The 16,431-nt window shown below is 55.3% G+C and carries 9 protein-coding genes; all 9 read right to left on the minus strand.

Going from position 1 to position 16,431, the window contains the following annotated elements:
• Window positions 1–28: 28 nt before the first annotated feature.
• The gene (locus tag ABDW36_RS08950; protein ID WP_343701546.1) at window positions 29–1,510 is read right to left on the minus strand and encodes a RagB/SusD family nutrient uptake outer membrane protein; all 1,482 of its coding nucleotides are present in this window, start codon (window positions 1,508–1,510) and stop codon (window positions 29–31) included.
• A gap of 24 nt (window positions 1,511–1,534) precedes the next feature.
• A complete protein-coding gene (locus ABDW36_RS08955; RefSeq protein WP_343701547.1) occupies window positions 1,535–4,591 on the minus strand; it encodes a TonB-dependent receptor in 3,057 nt (1,018 codons plus the stop codon).
• A 299-nt stretch (window positions 4,592–4,890) separates the two neighbouring features.
• Window positions 4,891–6,492, minus strand: coding sequence for a serine hydrolase domain-containing protein (locus tag ABDW36_RS08960; RefSeq protein ID WP_343701548.1), 1,602 nt, complete (start codon window positions 6,490–6,492; stop codon window positions 4,891–4,893).
• A 9-nt stretch (window positions 6,493–6,501) separates the two neighbouring features.
• The gene (locus tag ABDW36_RS08965) at window positions 6,502–7,749 is read right to left on the minus strand and encodes a DUF819 family protein (RefSeq protein ID WP_343701549.1); all 1,248 of its coding nucleotides are present in this window, start codon (window positions 7,747–7,749) and stop codon (window positions 6,502–6,504) included.
• Between the two features lie 3 nt (window positions 7,750–7,752).
• Window positions 7,753–8,799, minus strand: a complete 1,047-nt coding sequence (locus ABDW36_RS08970; protein WP_343701550.1) for a dipeptide epimerase — start codon at window positions 8,797–8,799, stop codon at window positions 7,753–7,755.
• A gap of 9 nt (window positions 8,800–8,808) precedes the next feature.
• The gene (locus tag ABDW36_RS08975) at window positions 8,809–9,975 is read right to left on the minus strand and encodes a serine hydrolase domain-containing protein (protein ID WP_343701551.1); all 1,167 of its coding nucleotides are present in this window, start codon (window positions 9,973–9,975) and stop codon (window positions 8,809–8,811) included.
• Between the two features lie 14 nt (window positions 9,976–9,989).
• Window positions 9,990–11,537, minus strand: a complete 1,548-nt coding sequence (locus tag ABDW36_RS08980; RefSeq protein ID WP_343701552.1) for a hypothetical protein — start codon at window positions 11,535–11,537, stop codon at window positions 9,990–9,992.
• 18 nt (window positions 11,538–11,555) lie between these two features.
• Window positions 11,556–12,971, minus strand: coding sequence for a RagB/SusD family nutrient uptake outer membrane protein (locus tag ABDW36_RS08985; protein WP_343701553.1), 1,416 nt, complete (start codon window positions 12,969–12,971; stop codon window positions 11,556–11,558).
• 11 nt (window positions 12,972–12,982) lie between these two features.
• On the minus strand, window positions 12,983–16,291 hold the full coding sequence (locus tag ABDW36_RS08990; RefSeq protein WP_343701554.1) for a TonB-dependent receptor: 3,309 nt from the start codon (window positions 16,289–16,291) through the stop codon (window positions 12,983–12,985).
• Between the last annotated feature and the right edge of the window lie 140 nt (window positions 16,292–16,431).

Below are 16,431 nucleotides of genomic sequence, written 5' to 3' on the forward strand. Positions count from 1 at the left end.
TTTCTCTAAAGGTGGATAATGCAAATGCCTACCAGCCTGTATTCTGCTCAAACCCGTTGAGCCGTACCTCACGGTCCGGGACGGGGAAGAGCAGTTTGTAGGGCGCCAGCGTATAGGTGGCGCTGCTCAGGCGCGTGAGCCGTGCTTTTTCTTCTATGCCGTGCTGTGTCATTACTTCAATTGTTTTGCCGGTGCGCAGCAACTGGTACCAGCGGTGGTCCTCAAACGCCAGCTCTACCCGCTGCTCATGCTGCACGGCATCCCGGAAGGCAGCCTGTCCTAACCCGGCCAGCGGTTGCAGGCCGGCCCGTTCACGAACGGGATTGATGTACTGGTAGGGATCGCCGTTGCCGGTCTCATTCACCGCTTCGGCGAGCATGAGCAATACGTGCGCATAGCGGTACACGGGCCAGTTCTCGTTGGCGCGCCCATCCCGCGCGTAAGGCGGGTGGTAGAACTTTTTCACCAGCGGCAGCTTGCCGCCAAAGGCCTTTGACTCTTCGTAAGCACTATTGGAGGGACTGTCATACAGGAAAATGGACGCGTCCCTCCGCTTGTCATTGGCTTCATATGCATTGTAGATGCTGGGTGTGGGAATGTTATTGCCGCCCAGGTTGCCGTTATAACCGGTCAGGTCTTTTTTGCCGTTGATAGGGCCGAACACAAAAATGTAATTGCTGCTTTCGGTTTCCAGGCCGGCATTAAACTGTACGGAGAACACAGACTCTACGTTGTTCTTTTTGGCGGGGTCAAAATTGTCCGCATACTCCGGCGTGAGGCCGTAATTGAGCGTGAGCACCTGCGCCAGGGTAGTTTGAGCATTGGCGTAATCTTTCAGCGTGAGGTATACTTCCCCCAGCAGGGTGAGCGCGGCGCCTTTGGTGGCGCGGCCCACGTCTGCACCGGTGTAGGAGGGCGGCAGGCCTTCTGCTGCATCTTTGGCGTCTGCTATAATTTGTGCGTACACTTCATCAACAGCTGCGCGGGTAGGCGTAAAGGCATTGGCCGGACTTTCCGCCTCTTTGGTGATGAGGGGCACGGCGCCGAAGAGACGCACCAGGTGGAAGTAGTGCAAGGCCCGCAGGAACTTGGCTTCGCCGGCGTACTGCACCTTGGTGGCTTCCTTGCTGAACTTCACGCCGTCTATACGGCTGATGATCACGTTACACTGGTTGATGTTGCGGTACAGCTGCGTCCATACGGTGTTGATGTAGTTGTTACTGGAAGTGATCAGGAACTCGTCTATCTCTTCCCGTTGCTGCGCACCGCGGTCGCTGGCGTTGTACTGGTAATTGGTATTGTCTGCAGACATTTCGGCCAGCGCCCAGTAGTCGCTGGTGTAGAGGTTTTGCAGCACCCCGTAGGCGCCGTTTACAGCACGCAGCACCTGCTGCTCTGTTTGATAGTAGGTTTCTCCGCTGGAGAAAGATGCCGGCTTTACGTCCAGCAAATGGTTACAAGCAGTGGAAGAGAAGGCCAGCAGGCAAAAGCAAAATATTTTCGTTTTCATGATAGCGTGTTTTGAAGCATACGGTTAAAAAGTAAGGTTCGTGCCCAGTGAAAAAATGCGCGGTACCGGGTAATTGGAATAGTCAATGCCCGGGACCAGCGCACCGCTGCCGCCTTTGCCAAGGTAATTGCTCACTTCAGGGTTGCCGCTGTATTTGGTGAACAGGAAGGCGTTCTGAATGCTGGCGTAAATGCGGGCGCTGGAAAGGAACCCTTTTTTAGGAATGGTGTAGCCCAGGGTGATGTTCTTGATCCAGGCGTAGTCATTCTTTTCTACCGTGAGAGAGCTTACATCGCGGTACATCACGCGTCCGCGGCCGGTGCCGTTGGTGGTGGGAATGCGGCCGTTGCCCGGCTGCGATTCGGAACGCCAGCGGTCTTTTATTTCTTTCCTCACGTTAAACACACCGTCTATGTTGCCGTTATAATCATTGGTGGCATGCAGCCTGTCTGCTCCCATAGAGCCTACCACCAGCACGCGCAGGTCAAAGGCGCCGTAGGTGAGCGTATTGGTCATGCCCCAGGTAAAATCAGGGTACGGGTTGCCGATGATGTCAAAATCCTGCCGCGGCGTAATCTGCCCGTCTCCGTTAATGTCCTTGTAGCGGATGTTGCCGGGGATGGCGCCGGGGAAGGCGGGGCCTCTTTCCACTTCTGCCTGGTTCTGGTAAATGCCGTCAAACACATAGCCGTACAGCATGGCCAGCGGGCGGCCTATGACCGTAATGTTGGTCGGGTTGCCTTCGCTGCTGTTGCCGGAATATATCGGGTCGTTGGTGCGGCCCAGGGCCAGTACCTTGTTGCGGTTGAAGGCAATGTTGAAGCTGGTGTTCCAGGTGAGGCGGCTGTTCTCGATGTTGCGGGAACTGATGCCGATCTCAACGCCCTTGTTTTCCAGGTCTCCACGGTTTTCCGTTACGTTCACAAAACCGGAGGAGGCGGGAATTTCGGTTTGCAGCAGGAGGTCTTCCGTATTCCGTTTGTAGAAGTCTGCGGTAATGTACAGGCGGTCTTTCCACAGGCCTATGTCAAGGCCTATGTTCAGCTCTCTCATTTTTTCCCATCCCAGGTTGGGGTTGCCGAAAGCGTTCATTACACGGCCGCCGGCCAGCCCGCCGCCCAGCACGTAGTCTGCCGTGCCGATGTTGCTCATGTAGGAGTAGTTGCCGATGTTGAAGTTGCCGGTGAAACCATAGGAAGCCCTTATTTTCAGGTCGCTGAACAGGTGGGAGTTCAGCATGAACTGCTCCTGCGAAATGCGCCAGCCCACTGCCAGTGAGGGAAAGGTACCCCAGCGGTTGTTGGCGCCGAAGCGGGAAGAACCGTCGCTACGGATGGTAGCCGTAACCAGGTACCTGTCTTTATAGGCGTAGTTCACCCTGGCCAGGTAAGAGAGCAGCGCCCACTCCAGCTTGTCTGTACCGCCGGTGAGTGTGGCTGCGGCGTTAAGGGTCTTGATATCGTCATCCGGGAAATTGGTGCCGGTGAAATTGGCGTATGTTTCCTTCTGCTGCTGCACAGTATACCCCAGCAGCGCGGTCACGTTGTGGCCGCTGGTGGCAGACCAGTTGTAGGTGAGCGTGTTTTCGTTCAGCCAGTTCATGATGTTGGCGTTCCCCACGCTGCCGGAGGGAATGCTGGGCGGAGCGGTGTTTACGCCGCCGAGCGTGGAAGGGCGGAAGTATTCCGCCTTGGCGCTTTGCCAGTCAACATTGAAGGTGGTCTTGAATTTCAGGCCTTTGATGATCTCATATTCACCAAAGCCGTTTATGATCAGGCGGTTGTTTTGCGCGTTGTTGACGGTTTCGTTCAGCAGCATCACAGGGTTAGGTAGCCCGAAGGTGCCGGGGCTCTGGATGAAGGCGTTGTACGATCCGTCTGGCAGGTACGCCGGCTCAATGGGGCTGGCTATGCCAAACACCTCATCCCTGCCTTCTCCGCGGATGGAACCTTTTTTGGTGGCAAAAGAGGGCGCTACGTTTACACCTACTTTTATTTTATCGCTCAGCATGGTTTCTACGTTAGCCCTTACGGAGTAACGTTTGTAGCCGGTGTTGATCATTACCCCGTCCTGGTTGAGGTAACCGGCAGATACGTAGGTGCGGGTTTTTTCGCCGCCGCCGCTTACGCTTACGTTCACTTCGTGCATGGGCGCTACGCGGGTCACTTCTTCAAACCAGTCTGTTCCCTTGCCGATGGCGGCGGGGTTGCGGTAAATTTCGGGGATGTCTGCGTCTGTGGGCTCGCGGTGCTCTTCGAAGCGTATCTTGTCTTCCGTCAGCTCTTTCCAGAACTGGGCAAACTCCTGCCCGTTCATCAGATCTGGCCGGCCTTTCTGCGGCACTACCTGCCAGCCCGTGCTGGCGCTGATCTGCACGGTAGGTTTGCCGCTGCTGCCTCTTTTGGTGGTGATGAGCACTACGCCGTTGGCCCCGCGGGAGCCGTAGATGGCGGTGGCGGAGGCGTCTTTGAGCACGGCCATGGACTCAATGTCTGCCGGGTTGATGGCATTCATGGGGTTAGACACTTCTACAGAGGTGGTAGAAAGCGGGAACCCGTCTACCACATACAGCGGCTGGCTGCCCGCGCCTACCGCGCCAATGCCCCTTACCTGTACCTGCGGCCCGCCGCCGGGTATGCCGTTAGAGGTATTGACCTGTATGCCCGCAATCTGGCCGGAGAGCGCCTGGTCTATACCGGCTACGGGCAGGTCTTTAATGTTTTTCATGGGCACAATGCCCACAGAACCGGTTACATCTTTTTTCTGCTGGGTACCGTAACCTACCACCACTACCTGGTTCAGCACTTTGTTGCTGTTTTCCAGCTGAATGTTGATCTTGTCGCGGTTGCCCACCAGCACGGTTTGGGTAACAAAGCCTATCATGCTGAACACCAGCGAGTCTGTGGCGGCGGCCTGCAGGCTGTAGCGGCCGCCGGCATCCGTAAAGGTGCCTTTATTGCTTCCCTTCACCCCCACGGTAACGCTGGGAAGGGAGGCGCCGGTAGCGGCGTCTGTAAGCTGGCCTGTAATAGTTTTTTGTGCGTAAGAGATGGAAGAGATGCAGAGTAATACCATCAGCATCTTTCCTGCCCGGGTTAGACGTGGGTTAAGGGCTCGATTTAGGAAAGTGGTTTTCATCATAACTGCTGGAAATTATAAGGTGGAATATGAATGTGCATGGGTACCGCATCTAATTTATGGGAAGCATCCTATATTCCTGTCCTGTTGCGTCCTGTGCCGTCCTGTACTGTCCTGCTTTTGTGGGGGAGGGAAATGTTTGGGGGAGGGCGGGCAGGTTGTTCCGGAAATGCACAGGGGCAGGCCATTTTTTCATGGCCTGCCCCTGCGGGTATTACGCGCCTGTAACAGGCGGTGTTGTTTTATTCCTTTGTAAAAATGATGCCTTCGGCGCGGGTACTGCTGGCGGTAAAGCCGGGTTTGCGCTGGTCAAACAGGTACAATACCTGGTCTGCGGAAGTGAAGCCTGTAATACTTCCCTGCCGGAATGCGGGCTTCAGTACGCTTTTGTTGGAGGGGTGGCGGATGATGAGCAGGCGGCCGTTCTTCAGGGTAATCTCTTGGCTGGCATCACATTCCTCACTGAAGAACGTACCGGTGTACCCTGCCAGCTCCTGCGGGGACGGCCGGTAGGGCTGTACTCGTGTATACGTTACCGTGTCATCTGCCGTGATCAGCTGCAGGCGTTGTTTATCTGCGGCCAGTAGGAATTTCCTTGAACCGGGCGCCAGCAGAAGGCTGGGTGAAGAAGCCTGCAGCCTGATGCTGTCAGCCATGTAGAGGTTTTTGCCGCTTGCCGTGATGCGCAGCAGCTCATGCCCCTGGTCATTCCTGTAAATGCCGGCGGCGGCAGCTGCCTGCACAGCGGTGAGGCTTACAGTATCCTGCGGTTTTTCGGCAGGGCTGCCCAGCAGCAGGGCAGTCACTTTTTTACTGAGCACCACGGGGCTGGTAGCCGCATCGTTGCTCAGGCATACTACGCTTAGCGCAGGTTCAGGGTACCAGGCCATCCAGGCCCGGTAACCGGCAGTAGCGCCGCTGTGGCTGATTTCTGTATAACCATTATACTGGTTCACAAATACGCCTCCGGCGTAAGTGATCTTTTTACCATTGTTCAACACCCCCTGGGTTGTTCTCATATTACCCACAGCGCCGCCGAACGCCTGTTTTGCCCAGCTCTGGTTCCAGGTGCTGAGATCTTCCGTGGTGGTAAGCAGGGCCGCGTGGCCGTAGGTATTCTCGAAAGGCATGGTTTGTTCGTAACCTTGCCTGTTCTTGCTGTAGGCCACTGTGCGGCCGGGTATGATCTGGCGGAAGTTGTTGCGCCATTGCGTGTGTGTCATACCCAGGGGTTTGAAAATACGGCTGGCGGTAAACTCCGGCAGCTTTTGCCCGCTGACGCGTTCTGCAATATAACAGAGCAGGGTGTAGTTGGAGTTGCTGTAGATATAACGTTCACCGGGGGCATGGTTAAGCCCCTTTTGGCGGGTAATATAGTCGAGCGCGTTAGCCTGTGTATATACGCGGGTGGTACGTTCCCAGCCCGCTATGCCGGCCACCACGCCCCAATCCCGCAGGCCGCTGGTGTGGTTCAGCAAGTGGCGGATGGTGATGGTTTTACCGTAATCAGGCAGTTCGGGGATGTACTTGCGCACATCATCGTCCAGTGACAGCTTTTTGTCATTGGCCAATAACAATACCGCGGTGGCGGTAAATTGTTTGGATACGGAGCCTGCTTCAAAAAGGGAGGCGGTGGTAACCGGTACCTGCAGTTCCAGGTCTGCCATACCGAAGGCTTTCTGATAATACAATTGTCCGTTGCGGAAAATAGTCAGCACGCCGCCGGGCGTCTGTTCGTTCCACTTGTCCATTATTTTGTCTATCATGGCCAGTGTGTCTGCCTGCGGGGCCTGGGCTGCCGCCATAAAGGGCGCCAGACAGCAAAAGAGAAAAAGTCGTTTCATACAGTCATTTTATGGAGTGACGGCCTGCATCAGCAAGCCGCATAAATAAGCCGCATAGGTACCGATGGCATAGCCGCATACGGCCAGCAGCACGGCTACCGGCACCAGCGACGTATGGAAGGCGGCAGCCGCCACCGAAGCGGAGGCCGGGCCGCCAATATTGCTCATACTGCCCACCGCAACAAAAAAGAAGGGGGCTTTTATCAGCTTTCCCACCAGCAACAGCAGCAGGCCATGTATAGCGATCCAGACGAGGCCCACCACTAACAGGCCAGGTCTGTTAAAGATAGCATATATGTCCATTTGCATGCCTATGGTAGCGATGAGGAAATACAGGAATACGTTGCCGATCCTGGATGCCCCGGCCCCCTCCAATGTACGGGCTTTTGTAAAAGACAGCAGTAAACCGAGTATGCTGGCTATCAGTATCAGCCAGAAGAAGCCAGATGTCAGGCTGAACTTCTCCAGGTAGGGCGCGTTGGTGGTTATCCACGGTGTGATGATATCCGCCAGCCAGTGCGCAAGCCCTGTGGCGCCGGCTCCCACGCCCAGTATCAGCATGGTGTCCGTCAGCTCCGGTATGCGCCGCATGCCTTCTTCCCTGGCTTCCATGCGCGTGGTGAGGTCTTTAACTATCTGCGGGTCTGCTTTGAACAGCGCATCTATTTTTTCTTTTTTCCCCGCCGCGAATAACATAAGCGTCATCCAGCCGTATGCAATAATAACGTCAAGCGCCACTACTGCGGAAAACAGGGAGGCGGAGGGTTGAAACACCTTGTACATGGCAGCCTGGTTGGGCCCTCCGCCTATCCAGGTGCCTGCCAGCGTGGCCAGGCCGCGCCAGGCGGCGTCTGGCCCTTCGCCGCCTACAATGCCGGGGTTGACGGCCCCTACTATCATCACCGCCAGCGGCCCTCCAATGAGCACGCTGATGCTGGCCGTGAGAAACATGATGCCCGCCTTGTGCCGCAGTTTCCATACGGCGCCCAGGTCAAGCCCAAGCGTGAACAACACCAGGCAGGCGGGCAGCAGATAGCCAGACGCTACGGAATACAAGGCAGACCGGCTGCCAGATATAACGCCGAAGGTATTCAGCAGGCCGGGAATAAAATAGCAGAGCAATATGGGCGGTATGATGTTGTAGAGGCGCCGGAAGAAAGGGTTGTTCAGCCGGGATGTACCGAATATCACAGCCAGGATGCTCATCAGCAGGCCAAATACTACCGCGTCGTTCGTGATCAGGGGATGTTGTTCCATTCACTAGTTGATTGAACAGGGAACAATAGCGTCCCAGTTGGTGTTTTCAAGTCCCAGGCCGGGTTTGCCGGTTGTATGCAGCTGGCCGCTGGTTACAAAAGCTCCCTTGTAAGGATCGTTCTGCGCGTCCAGGTTGCCGTCAAGGTCTACCCAGTCTGCCAGCGCGCCCAGCTGGGCGGCGGCGGAAATAGCGCAGGACGTTTCAGACATGCAGCCCAGCATTACTTTAAGACCCAGCGCTTTGGCGGTAATGGCCATTTTGAAACCTTCCCGCAGGCCGGTAGATTTCATGAGCTTGATATTGATGCCATGATACAGGTCTGGCGCTTCGCGCAGGTCTGTGAGCCGCTGAATACCCTCATCTCCAATGATGGGCAGCGGGCTGTGGAGGCGCAGCCAGGCCAGGTCTTTTTTATTTTCTTTCAGCATGGGCTGCTCAATGAACACGGCGCCTTTTTCCTTCAGCCAGCCAATCATGTCAAGCGCTTCTTCCCGGTCTTTCCAGCCCTGGTTGGCGTCAATAAAAAGCGGTGCGTCTGATACGGAACGGATGGCGTTGATCATATCCCGGTCATTGGTCGTGCCCAGTTTTATTTTAAGGTACTGGAAACTGGCGTGTTCCTGTGCCCGCTGCGCCATTTCCGCCGGACTGTCTATGCCGATGGTCATGGAGGTATCCATCACCTGCGCGGGCAGGCCGAAATACTGGTGCAGCGGCACGTTCAGGAGCTTGCCCACCAGGTCATGCAGCGCAATGTCTATAGAAGCTTTTACGGCCTGGTTGCCGGGTGCAATATTATTGACGTATTGAAGAATGGTGTCTGTTTCGAAAGGGGAAGAAAATTGAGAAAGGTCTACCTGGGAAAGAAAAGCGGCGGCAGATTCAAAAGATTCTCCGTACAACGCGGGCATGGAAGCTTCCCCAAAGCCTTCCTGGCCGCCGAATGTGAGGCGGGTAAGAATGAGCGGCGCGCTGCTGCGGGAGCCGCGCGCTATGGTGAATACTCTTTTTAACTGCAGCAGGTATGGCTTGTAACTTAATTGAAGCATATTTCCGGTTTAAAAAAGGTCTACGTTAGGCCATGCAATGGTGGAGCTGAGCAGCATGCGTTGTACCAGCTGTAGCAAGTCGTTTGAAAAGGCGCTGCTGGTAGAGCGGGAATTGACGAGCGCAATGCCGCTCATGCCATCGTTACGGCGCATCCAGAAGCTGCTGGAGCCGGGAAAGCTGCCGGCATGGTACCAGCTGCCCTGGGCGCTGATGTTCCACCCGCAGGCGTAAGCCTGGTTGGCGAAGAAGGGCGTGATCATGGTGTCTTTAATGGCCGGAGTCAGAATATCAGGCACGGAGCTAAGGCCGTCTACATGCACCATTAACCGCATCATATCTGTAGGAGAAGCAATCCAGCCGCCGTTGGCATCTCGCCGCGTGAAATTCTCGCCGTAAGGGTTTTGACCGCCCTGCCCGTAATAAACAACTTCATTCGTTTTGCGGTCTGCCAGCGTACTGCCGCCAATGTCCATAGCGGTAATGCCGGAAGGCTGCAGCACATTTGTTTTTACGTAGTTCTCATAGGTTTGGCCAGTCAGTTTTTCTATCACGCGGCCAAGTATCATGTACCCCACGTTGGAATACAGGTAGGTGGTGCCCGGCGCGGAAGAAAGCGGCCTGTTATCCAGTATCCAGCTGATGAGCTGCTCTGCGTTCATGGCATCATTGGTGAGCGTAGGGTCATTGCTGGCATTGCTCCATCCGCCGTTATAATGTTGCAGCAGATGCCGTACGCGCAGATCTGTAATGTAGGTGCCGTAAGGCAGTGTGCCATACTGGGTGCCCAGTATGCTGCCGGGGCCGAATATTTTGTCATCCAGTGAAAGAGTGCCGGCGGCCAGCAGTTTCATAATAGCCACCGAAGTAACGCATTTGGAAATGCTTGAAATCCGGAACCGGCTGCTGTCTGTAACGGGCGTGGCGGCAGACTGGTCTGCATATCCATATCCTTTCGCATACACCAGTTTCCCGTTTTTTACAATGGCAATGGAAACGCCGGGGATGCTGTGTTTCTGCATAAAAGAACGAACGGAGTCGTCTACGGCCGCAATAGCGGTATCGCTGTCTGTAACGGTCTTTTTACCAACTATTTCTACTGTGTTCTTTTCCGTGCAGGCAAACAGCTGGAGGGTTGCCAGCAACGACATGTACAGTATGTTCCTTTTGATGATCATGATGATGGGTTTTATTATTCAGGGAAAAATTCCGCGGCGCTGATAGGATGGTTGCCCGGCGCTCCGGAGAAAAATGAATTGCTGTTGCCGGCCTGCGTCAGTGTCAGCGTTTCGCTGCCGGCGGCTTTTGTGATGCGGAACGCCTGCGTGTTGAAGTAGTCATCTATCAGCGGGCCAACACCGGGCCTGATGGCGTTGCCGTTGGCGGTTTGGGTAAGGAAGGCCAGCTTCACCACGCCGTCATGGTCTATACGCGCCTGGTAATCGTACCGGGCCAGTACTTTGCCGTTGGTGGAGGTGAAATAATAGATGAGCACTTTGGCGCCGTTAAAATCCGCGTCGAAAGACACCAGCATTTTATGGATGCGGCGGCCGCCAATTAGCAGTACAGCGGCTTTTGACGTTTCCCAGCGGGTCTTGAAATCTTCAGATTGTACGGCTTCTGCCGGGTCTACAAGAATGGAGCTGTACCGCGGGGCGCCCTGCCTGCCGAACAACTGATCAATAGCGGGGGAGGAAGGCAAAGGCCAGCTGTCTGCATTGACGGTTTCTATGGAAGATATAGGGCCGAACAGGAAAGAAGCAGGTTCATCAGCTTTGAAAACGCCGCCTATGTGCCCTTTCTGCGGCGCAGGTATAACGCCGGGGTCTACCCAATCTACACGGAACTCATATTTTTCCAGGTAGTCTTCCAGCAGCGGCTGCATCCTGGGGCGGAGGTTGGTGGCGTTGGTATTGCCGGAAACAAATACAAAGCGGCCCTTGCCGGAGGCATCTGCTTCAAATTTATAAGTCCACACGGCCTGCGCTTTGCCGGAACCGGAGTAGTACCAGGCAACGGCTTCTACCTCCTGGCTGGTGGTAAAACGAAGGGAAAATGATTGCAGTATGCGGCCGCCATAATCCAGCACCTGTTGAGCGGCATTGCTCCAGCGGGTCTGCAGGTCTTGTGGGAGGCCGGGGTACAGCGGGTCAAGCGTAATGGTGTTGTAGTAGTTGTCTCCGCCCAGTTGTTCCAAAAGCGGGAGGCCGGGGTACAATTCTCCCGGTACAACAATGCCTCTGCGGTTAATGGGGATGCCAATGCGTTTGTAGTTTTCACTGGCCTTCACCGTTTCATTGCCCGTCAGTTCCAGCACCAGCATCAGCTCTCCGGAGGCGGGCGGGAAGTCAAGTATTTCCACGCCAATGCTGTCTATGCTGGCAGCAGCCTGCAGGGGCATGTTGCCGCTTTGCAGCAGCCGGAAATGAACGCCTTCCTGCGCGGTGGTTTCTTCCGGTACAATGCGGTACCCGATGTTTTGCGCGGCCGGCAGCTGGCCGCCTATGAGGTTTACCTTGTAGTGATAAACGCCGCTGCCGCGGTTCACCACCGGCATCAGGGGGTATGTTTTGCCCGGCGCCTTGTTTTGCCAGGTAGCGGCGTCAAATTCCACCTGCAGCCCCCGGAAGAAAAAATCTTCTTCGTATTTCTTGAAACAACCGGAGAAAAGCAGCAGCGCCGCTGCCAGGCAGCAGGTCATGATGCTTCCTGTTAGATACGGCTGGTATGTTGTTTTCATGTTCATGCGCGTTTAGAATTAATAACCATCATTTTGCACCAGGTTGGGATTGGCCTGCACCTCACGGATAGGGATGCGTGCCAGTATGCGGTGCTCACTGAAGAGCACGGTGCCTGATTCTTTTTTAATATCCATACCCAGCCGTTTCATGTCAAAGAAACGGTGGCCCTCAAAGGCCAGCTCCAGCCTTCTCTGCAGTAATATTTCGTTGATGAGGGCTACGCCGGAAAGTGTTTCCTCTACAGCGGGCAGGCCGGCACGGGTGCGTATCCTGTTAAGATCGGCCCTGGCCTCATCCGGGAAGCCCAGCCGCGCATAGGCTTCAGCGCGGTTCAGGTAAACTTCCGAAATCCTGATTACCGGCACATTGTCCAGGTTGGCGGTGCCGTTCTTGCTGATGAACTTGTACATTTCATTCAGCGCGCTGTTGCGGCCCAGGCCTTTCATGATCAGCTGGCGGCGCACGTCTTCCGGCTTGTAGAGCTCATACAGCTCGTTGCTGAGCACTACATGGCCGCGGTTGGTGAAAGTGGTGCCGGTGAGCGTAAGGCGGGAGGTGAAGGTGGCGCGGAGAGATTCGTTTACGCCGATATTGTCCGGAGGCAGGTATACCAGCTCAAACATGCTCTCCGGGTGTACCGGGCTGCGCCAGGCGGAAATGTAGGCGCCGTTAGACTGGAACACGCCTACGCCTGATGCAAGGGCATTATCTGCTTCCACCAGCACTTTTTCATAGTCTCCGTTATACAGTGCAACCCTGGTGTACAGCGCGGCGGCGGCGCCGGCGGTGGCGTAATGGGGCGCCCTGTTGGTGGAGTAGTCCTGCAGCAGCAGCAACGCGGAATCAAGGTTGTGATAAATATGCTCATATACGGTGTGAATAGGCTCGCGCGCGGCCAGGGAGATCTGCTCTGCTGCACGTACCGCATGCCGCATCACGGGCACGCCGCCCTTGTTAACGTCTTCTCGGATGGCCGTAGGGTCATAGGCATAGATGCGCATCAAGTTATGATAGTACAGCGCCCGCAGGAAATAGAGCTGCCCGGCAATGCGGTCTTTGAACTCCTGGGAAGCATTCAATGCCTGCAGCGCATCAAACAGGTTATTGATCTCGTTGATGGCAAAGTAACTGGACTGCCAGTTGTTGATGTGGGCGCCGGGCTGGTTCAGCGCTTCCGCCACCAGCGCGCCGGAGTTGCCGGTGTTGATGGCGTTGTCTGCCAGCAGTTCCGGAATAGCTACCAGGTCTCTTCCATACTGGCTGGCCTGGCGCAGGTAGGCGTATACGGAGTTCAACGCAGCCTCCACGGCAGCCTCGTTGCTCAGGGCGTCACGGGAGTCTATGGACTGGCGCGGCTTAACATCCAGTATCTGGTCGCATCCCGTCAGCAATGCCGTGCAGCTCAATATGCAGATGATGATCTTCTTTTTCATGCTAACTGTTTTTATAGTCCTACTTGAATACCAGCGGTAAAGCTGCGGGTTTGCGGAATGATGCCGGTATTGTTTTCCACGGTGCCGGTCAGGGCAATTTCAGGGTCGTACCCTGTCCATTCCGTCCATGTATGAAGGTTTACGGCGGTGAAATAGATCCTGGCGGAGGAGAGGCGTATGCGTTTGAGCAGTGCGTTCTGGAAACGGTATGCCAGCGTTACTTCCCGCAAGCGGATGAAGGAGGCGTCTTCCAGGAAACGGGTGGAGGCAGTTTGCTGGGAGGCGCTGTTGGTTTCGGCGCCGCCGTGTATCAGCCGGGGAATGGAGGTAATCTGCCCGGGCGTTGTCCACCTGTTTTCATATAGCCGCAGCAGCGTGTTGGAACCAACAGTGTTGCCATGGTGGTTGTACCACACGGCATTCATCTGGTTCACCAGGTACCTGCCCATATCAAAATGGAACATGGTATTCAGCTCAAACCCTTTGTAGCGGAAAGTGTTGGTAAGGCCGCCGAAGTAGTCTGACAGCGCGCCTTTTTTGGTAGATACGTTGTCTGCGGCAACGGGAAGGTAGGTGATGTTGCCATTGATGTCATACCACATGGGCCTGCCGTTGGCGGAGTTAACGCCGGCGTAACGGGGCCTGAAATATGTTTTCAGCGGATGTCCTACCCTGATGGTGTTGCTGATGGATTGCAGCCCATCATACAGCTCCGTTACTTCGTTATGCAGGAAGGAGATGTTGAAGCCGGTGTTCCAGCTGAAGTGCTGTGTTTTAACATTGACGGTGTTCAGTTCTATTTCAAGGCCCTTGTTCACTACTTCGCCCACATTATCATCTATATTGTCAAAGCCGCTGAGCCAGGGCACAGGGCGGTTCAGCAGCAGGTCTTTGCTGGCTCTCCTGTATACTTCCACCGCGCCGGCAATGCGGCCTTTCAGCAGGGAGAAGTCTGTGCCCAGGTTGAGGGTTACGTTCCTTTCCCAGCCCAGTCTTGTATTGGCCATGGTCATCAGGCGGAGGCCTGCTTTGCCGTTGTAAACGCCGCCGCCCTGGTAGAAGCCCCGGGAAGAAACGTTGTTGATCTGATCGTTGCCGGTTTCTCCGTAGCCCACGCGCAGCTTCAGCTGGTCTACCCAGTTATGGTCTTCCATGAAAGGTTCACGGGCAATGTCCCAGCCGGCTGAAATGGCGGGGAAGAGCCCCATCTGGTTGTCTGCGCCAAACCTGGAAGAGCCGTCGTAACGAAGGGTGGCGCTCAGCATATATTTTTTGCGGAAATCATAGTTGGCCTGTGTGAAAAAGCCCAGGCGGCGAAAACCGGTCCAGCTGCCGGTAGTGCTGGCGGCTACGGCGGCAGACTGCATGGTGCGGAGCTGATAGGTGGCGAACCCTTCGCCGCGGGCAGAGGCGTATTCGCTAACGTCGCTGCGGTACTCTGCGCCCAGCAGCACAGACAGGTTGTGAACGTTGTTGAACTGACGCTGGTAATTGAGCGTTTGGGTGGTGGTGAAATTGATGTTCTCGATGTCTTCTATGATCAGGTAACCGTTCCAGACGGCGCCGTTGGGCGTGCGGTGGTCCCGGTAATAGTCGGTTTTGATATAGCGGTAGTCTAACCCGTAAAAGGAGCGGAAGGAGAGATTGTCCAGTATTTTATAGGTGGCGCTGAAATTGCCTACCAGCGCGCGGTGGCGAATGCGGTTGTCATCCACTACCGCGGCCTGTACCGGGTTGAAGCCGGTGCCGGGCATGCCGGGGTAGCTGTTGAAGCTGCCGTCTGCCTTGTAAACAGGTACCGTGGGGGGCATGAACACGGCGCTGTACTGCGGAGAGGCGTACCCGGTGGTGTTGCCCTGGGAGCCGGTGTTGCCGTTTTGCGTAATGAGGCTCATGTTGATGCCCAGGTCAAAAGAGAGGCGTTTGCTGGCCTGGTGGCCGATGCGTACCTTGGCGGTGCCTTTCTTGAAATCGATGCCGATCACATTCCCGTCATGATTATTAAATGCGCCGGAAACGTAGAAAGTGGTTTTCTCATTACCGCCGGATGCGCTCAGCTCAATATTCTGCACCTGCCCTACCCGGAAAGTGGCATTCTGCCAGTCATAAGTAGGCAGCGCAGCAATATCCTCATCAGAAAGCCCTGCTTCCAGCCCGTATTCCTGCAGTACGTCCGCGCGGATGCTGGCGTCTGAACGGTCTGGGTAGCGGTTTTTCAGCGCTTCCTGGCGCATGGCCAGCACCTGCTGCGTGTTGAGCACGTCTACTTTTGCCATGGGCAGTGAAACGCCCTGGTAGTAGTTGACGTTTACGTTCGTTTTGCCGCTCTTGCCCGTTTTGGTAGTGATCAGCACCACGCCGTTGGCGGCCTGGGCGCCGTATACGGAGGCTGCTGCCGCGTCTTTCAGTATTTCTATAGATTCAATATCGTTTGGGTTGATGTAGGCCAGGGGATTGTTGGAAGTACGTGAGGTGAGGGAAGACGAGTTGAACTGCACGCCGTCTACAATGTATAGCGGTTCCGTACCGGCGGTAATTGAACCTTCGCCCCTGATGCTGATCTTTACCGCCCCGCCCGGAACGCCGGTGGCCGTTTGCACCAGCACGCCGGCGGCCTTGCCCTGGATGGCCTTGTCAAAAGATTGCAGCGGAATGTTCTCAATATCTTCTCCCTTTACTTTGGCAATAGACCCTGTTACGGCGCGTTTGGCCTGTACCTGGTAACCGGTTACCACTATGGCATCCAGCTCGCTTACATCTTCTTCCAGCACTACCTCCGTCAGCGGCGCCTGGCCGGCAACAATTTTACGCGGTTTAAAACCGATCATGGAAAATTGCAGGGTGGCGCCGCTTTTTATACGAATGGCAAAATTTCCCTGTTCGTCTGTAAGCGTACCGGTAGAGGCGCCTTCTTCAGAAACGCTTACTCCCGGCGCTGGTTGCAGTACGCCTTTAATGCGCACCTTTACCGTTCCCCGTATCAGGGAGTCTGCCTGAAGCGCGTTACCGGCCTGTACCAGGTCTTGCGCGCTCCGCGAAAGCACAATGGTGTTGCGGATAATTTTGTAGCCGATGCCCTGGTTTTTCAGGCATAGCTGCAATACCTGCTCAAGACTGGCGTCTTTTACGGAGAGGCTGACCTTCCGCGCGGGTTTCAGCAGCTTTTCATCGTACCAGAAAAGAAAACCGCTTTGCTGCTCAATAGACAGGAAAACCTTCTCCAGTGGTACGTCCTTCACATTGATGGTGATCTTTTGCGACAGCGCTCTTCCGCTGGCATGCATAGCCAGGGTAAGCAGCAGAAAGAATGAAACTTTCATGATCCATGCAGGTTTACAGCGCCAGGAAAAAAATTGGTGAACTTTACCGGGCCGGCGTAGCGCCTCCCGGCTGATCTTTTGACGTACGGTGAAGACCATAGTGAAAATTTGGTTGATAAAGAATAGTGCCGGCAAATATC

The sequence above is a fragment of the Chitinophaga sp. genome (assembly GCF_039596455.1).
Lineage (GTDB): Bacteria > Bacteroidota > Bacteroidia > Chitinophagales > Chitinophagaceae > Chitinophaga.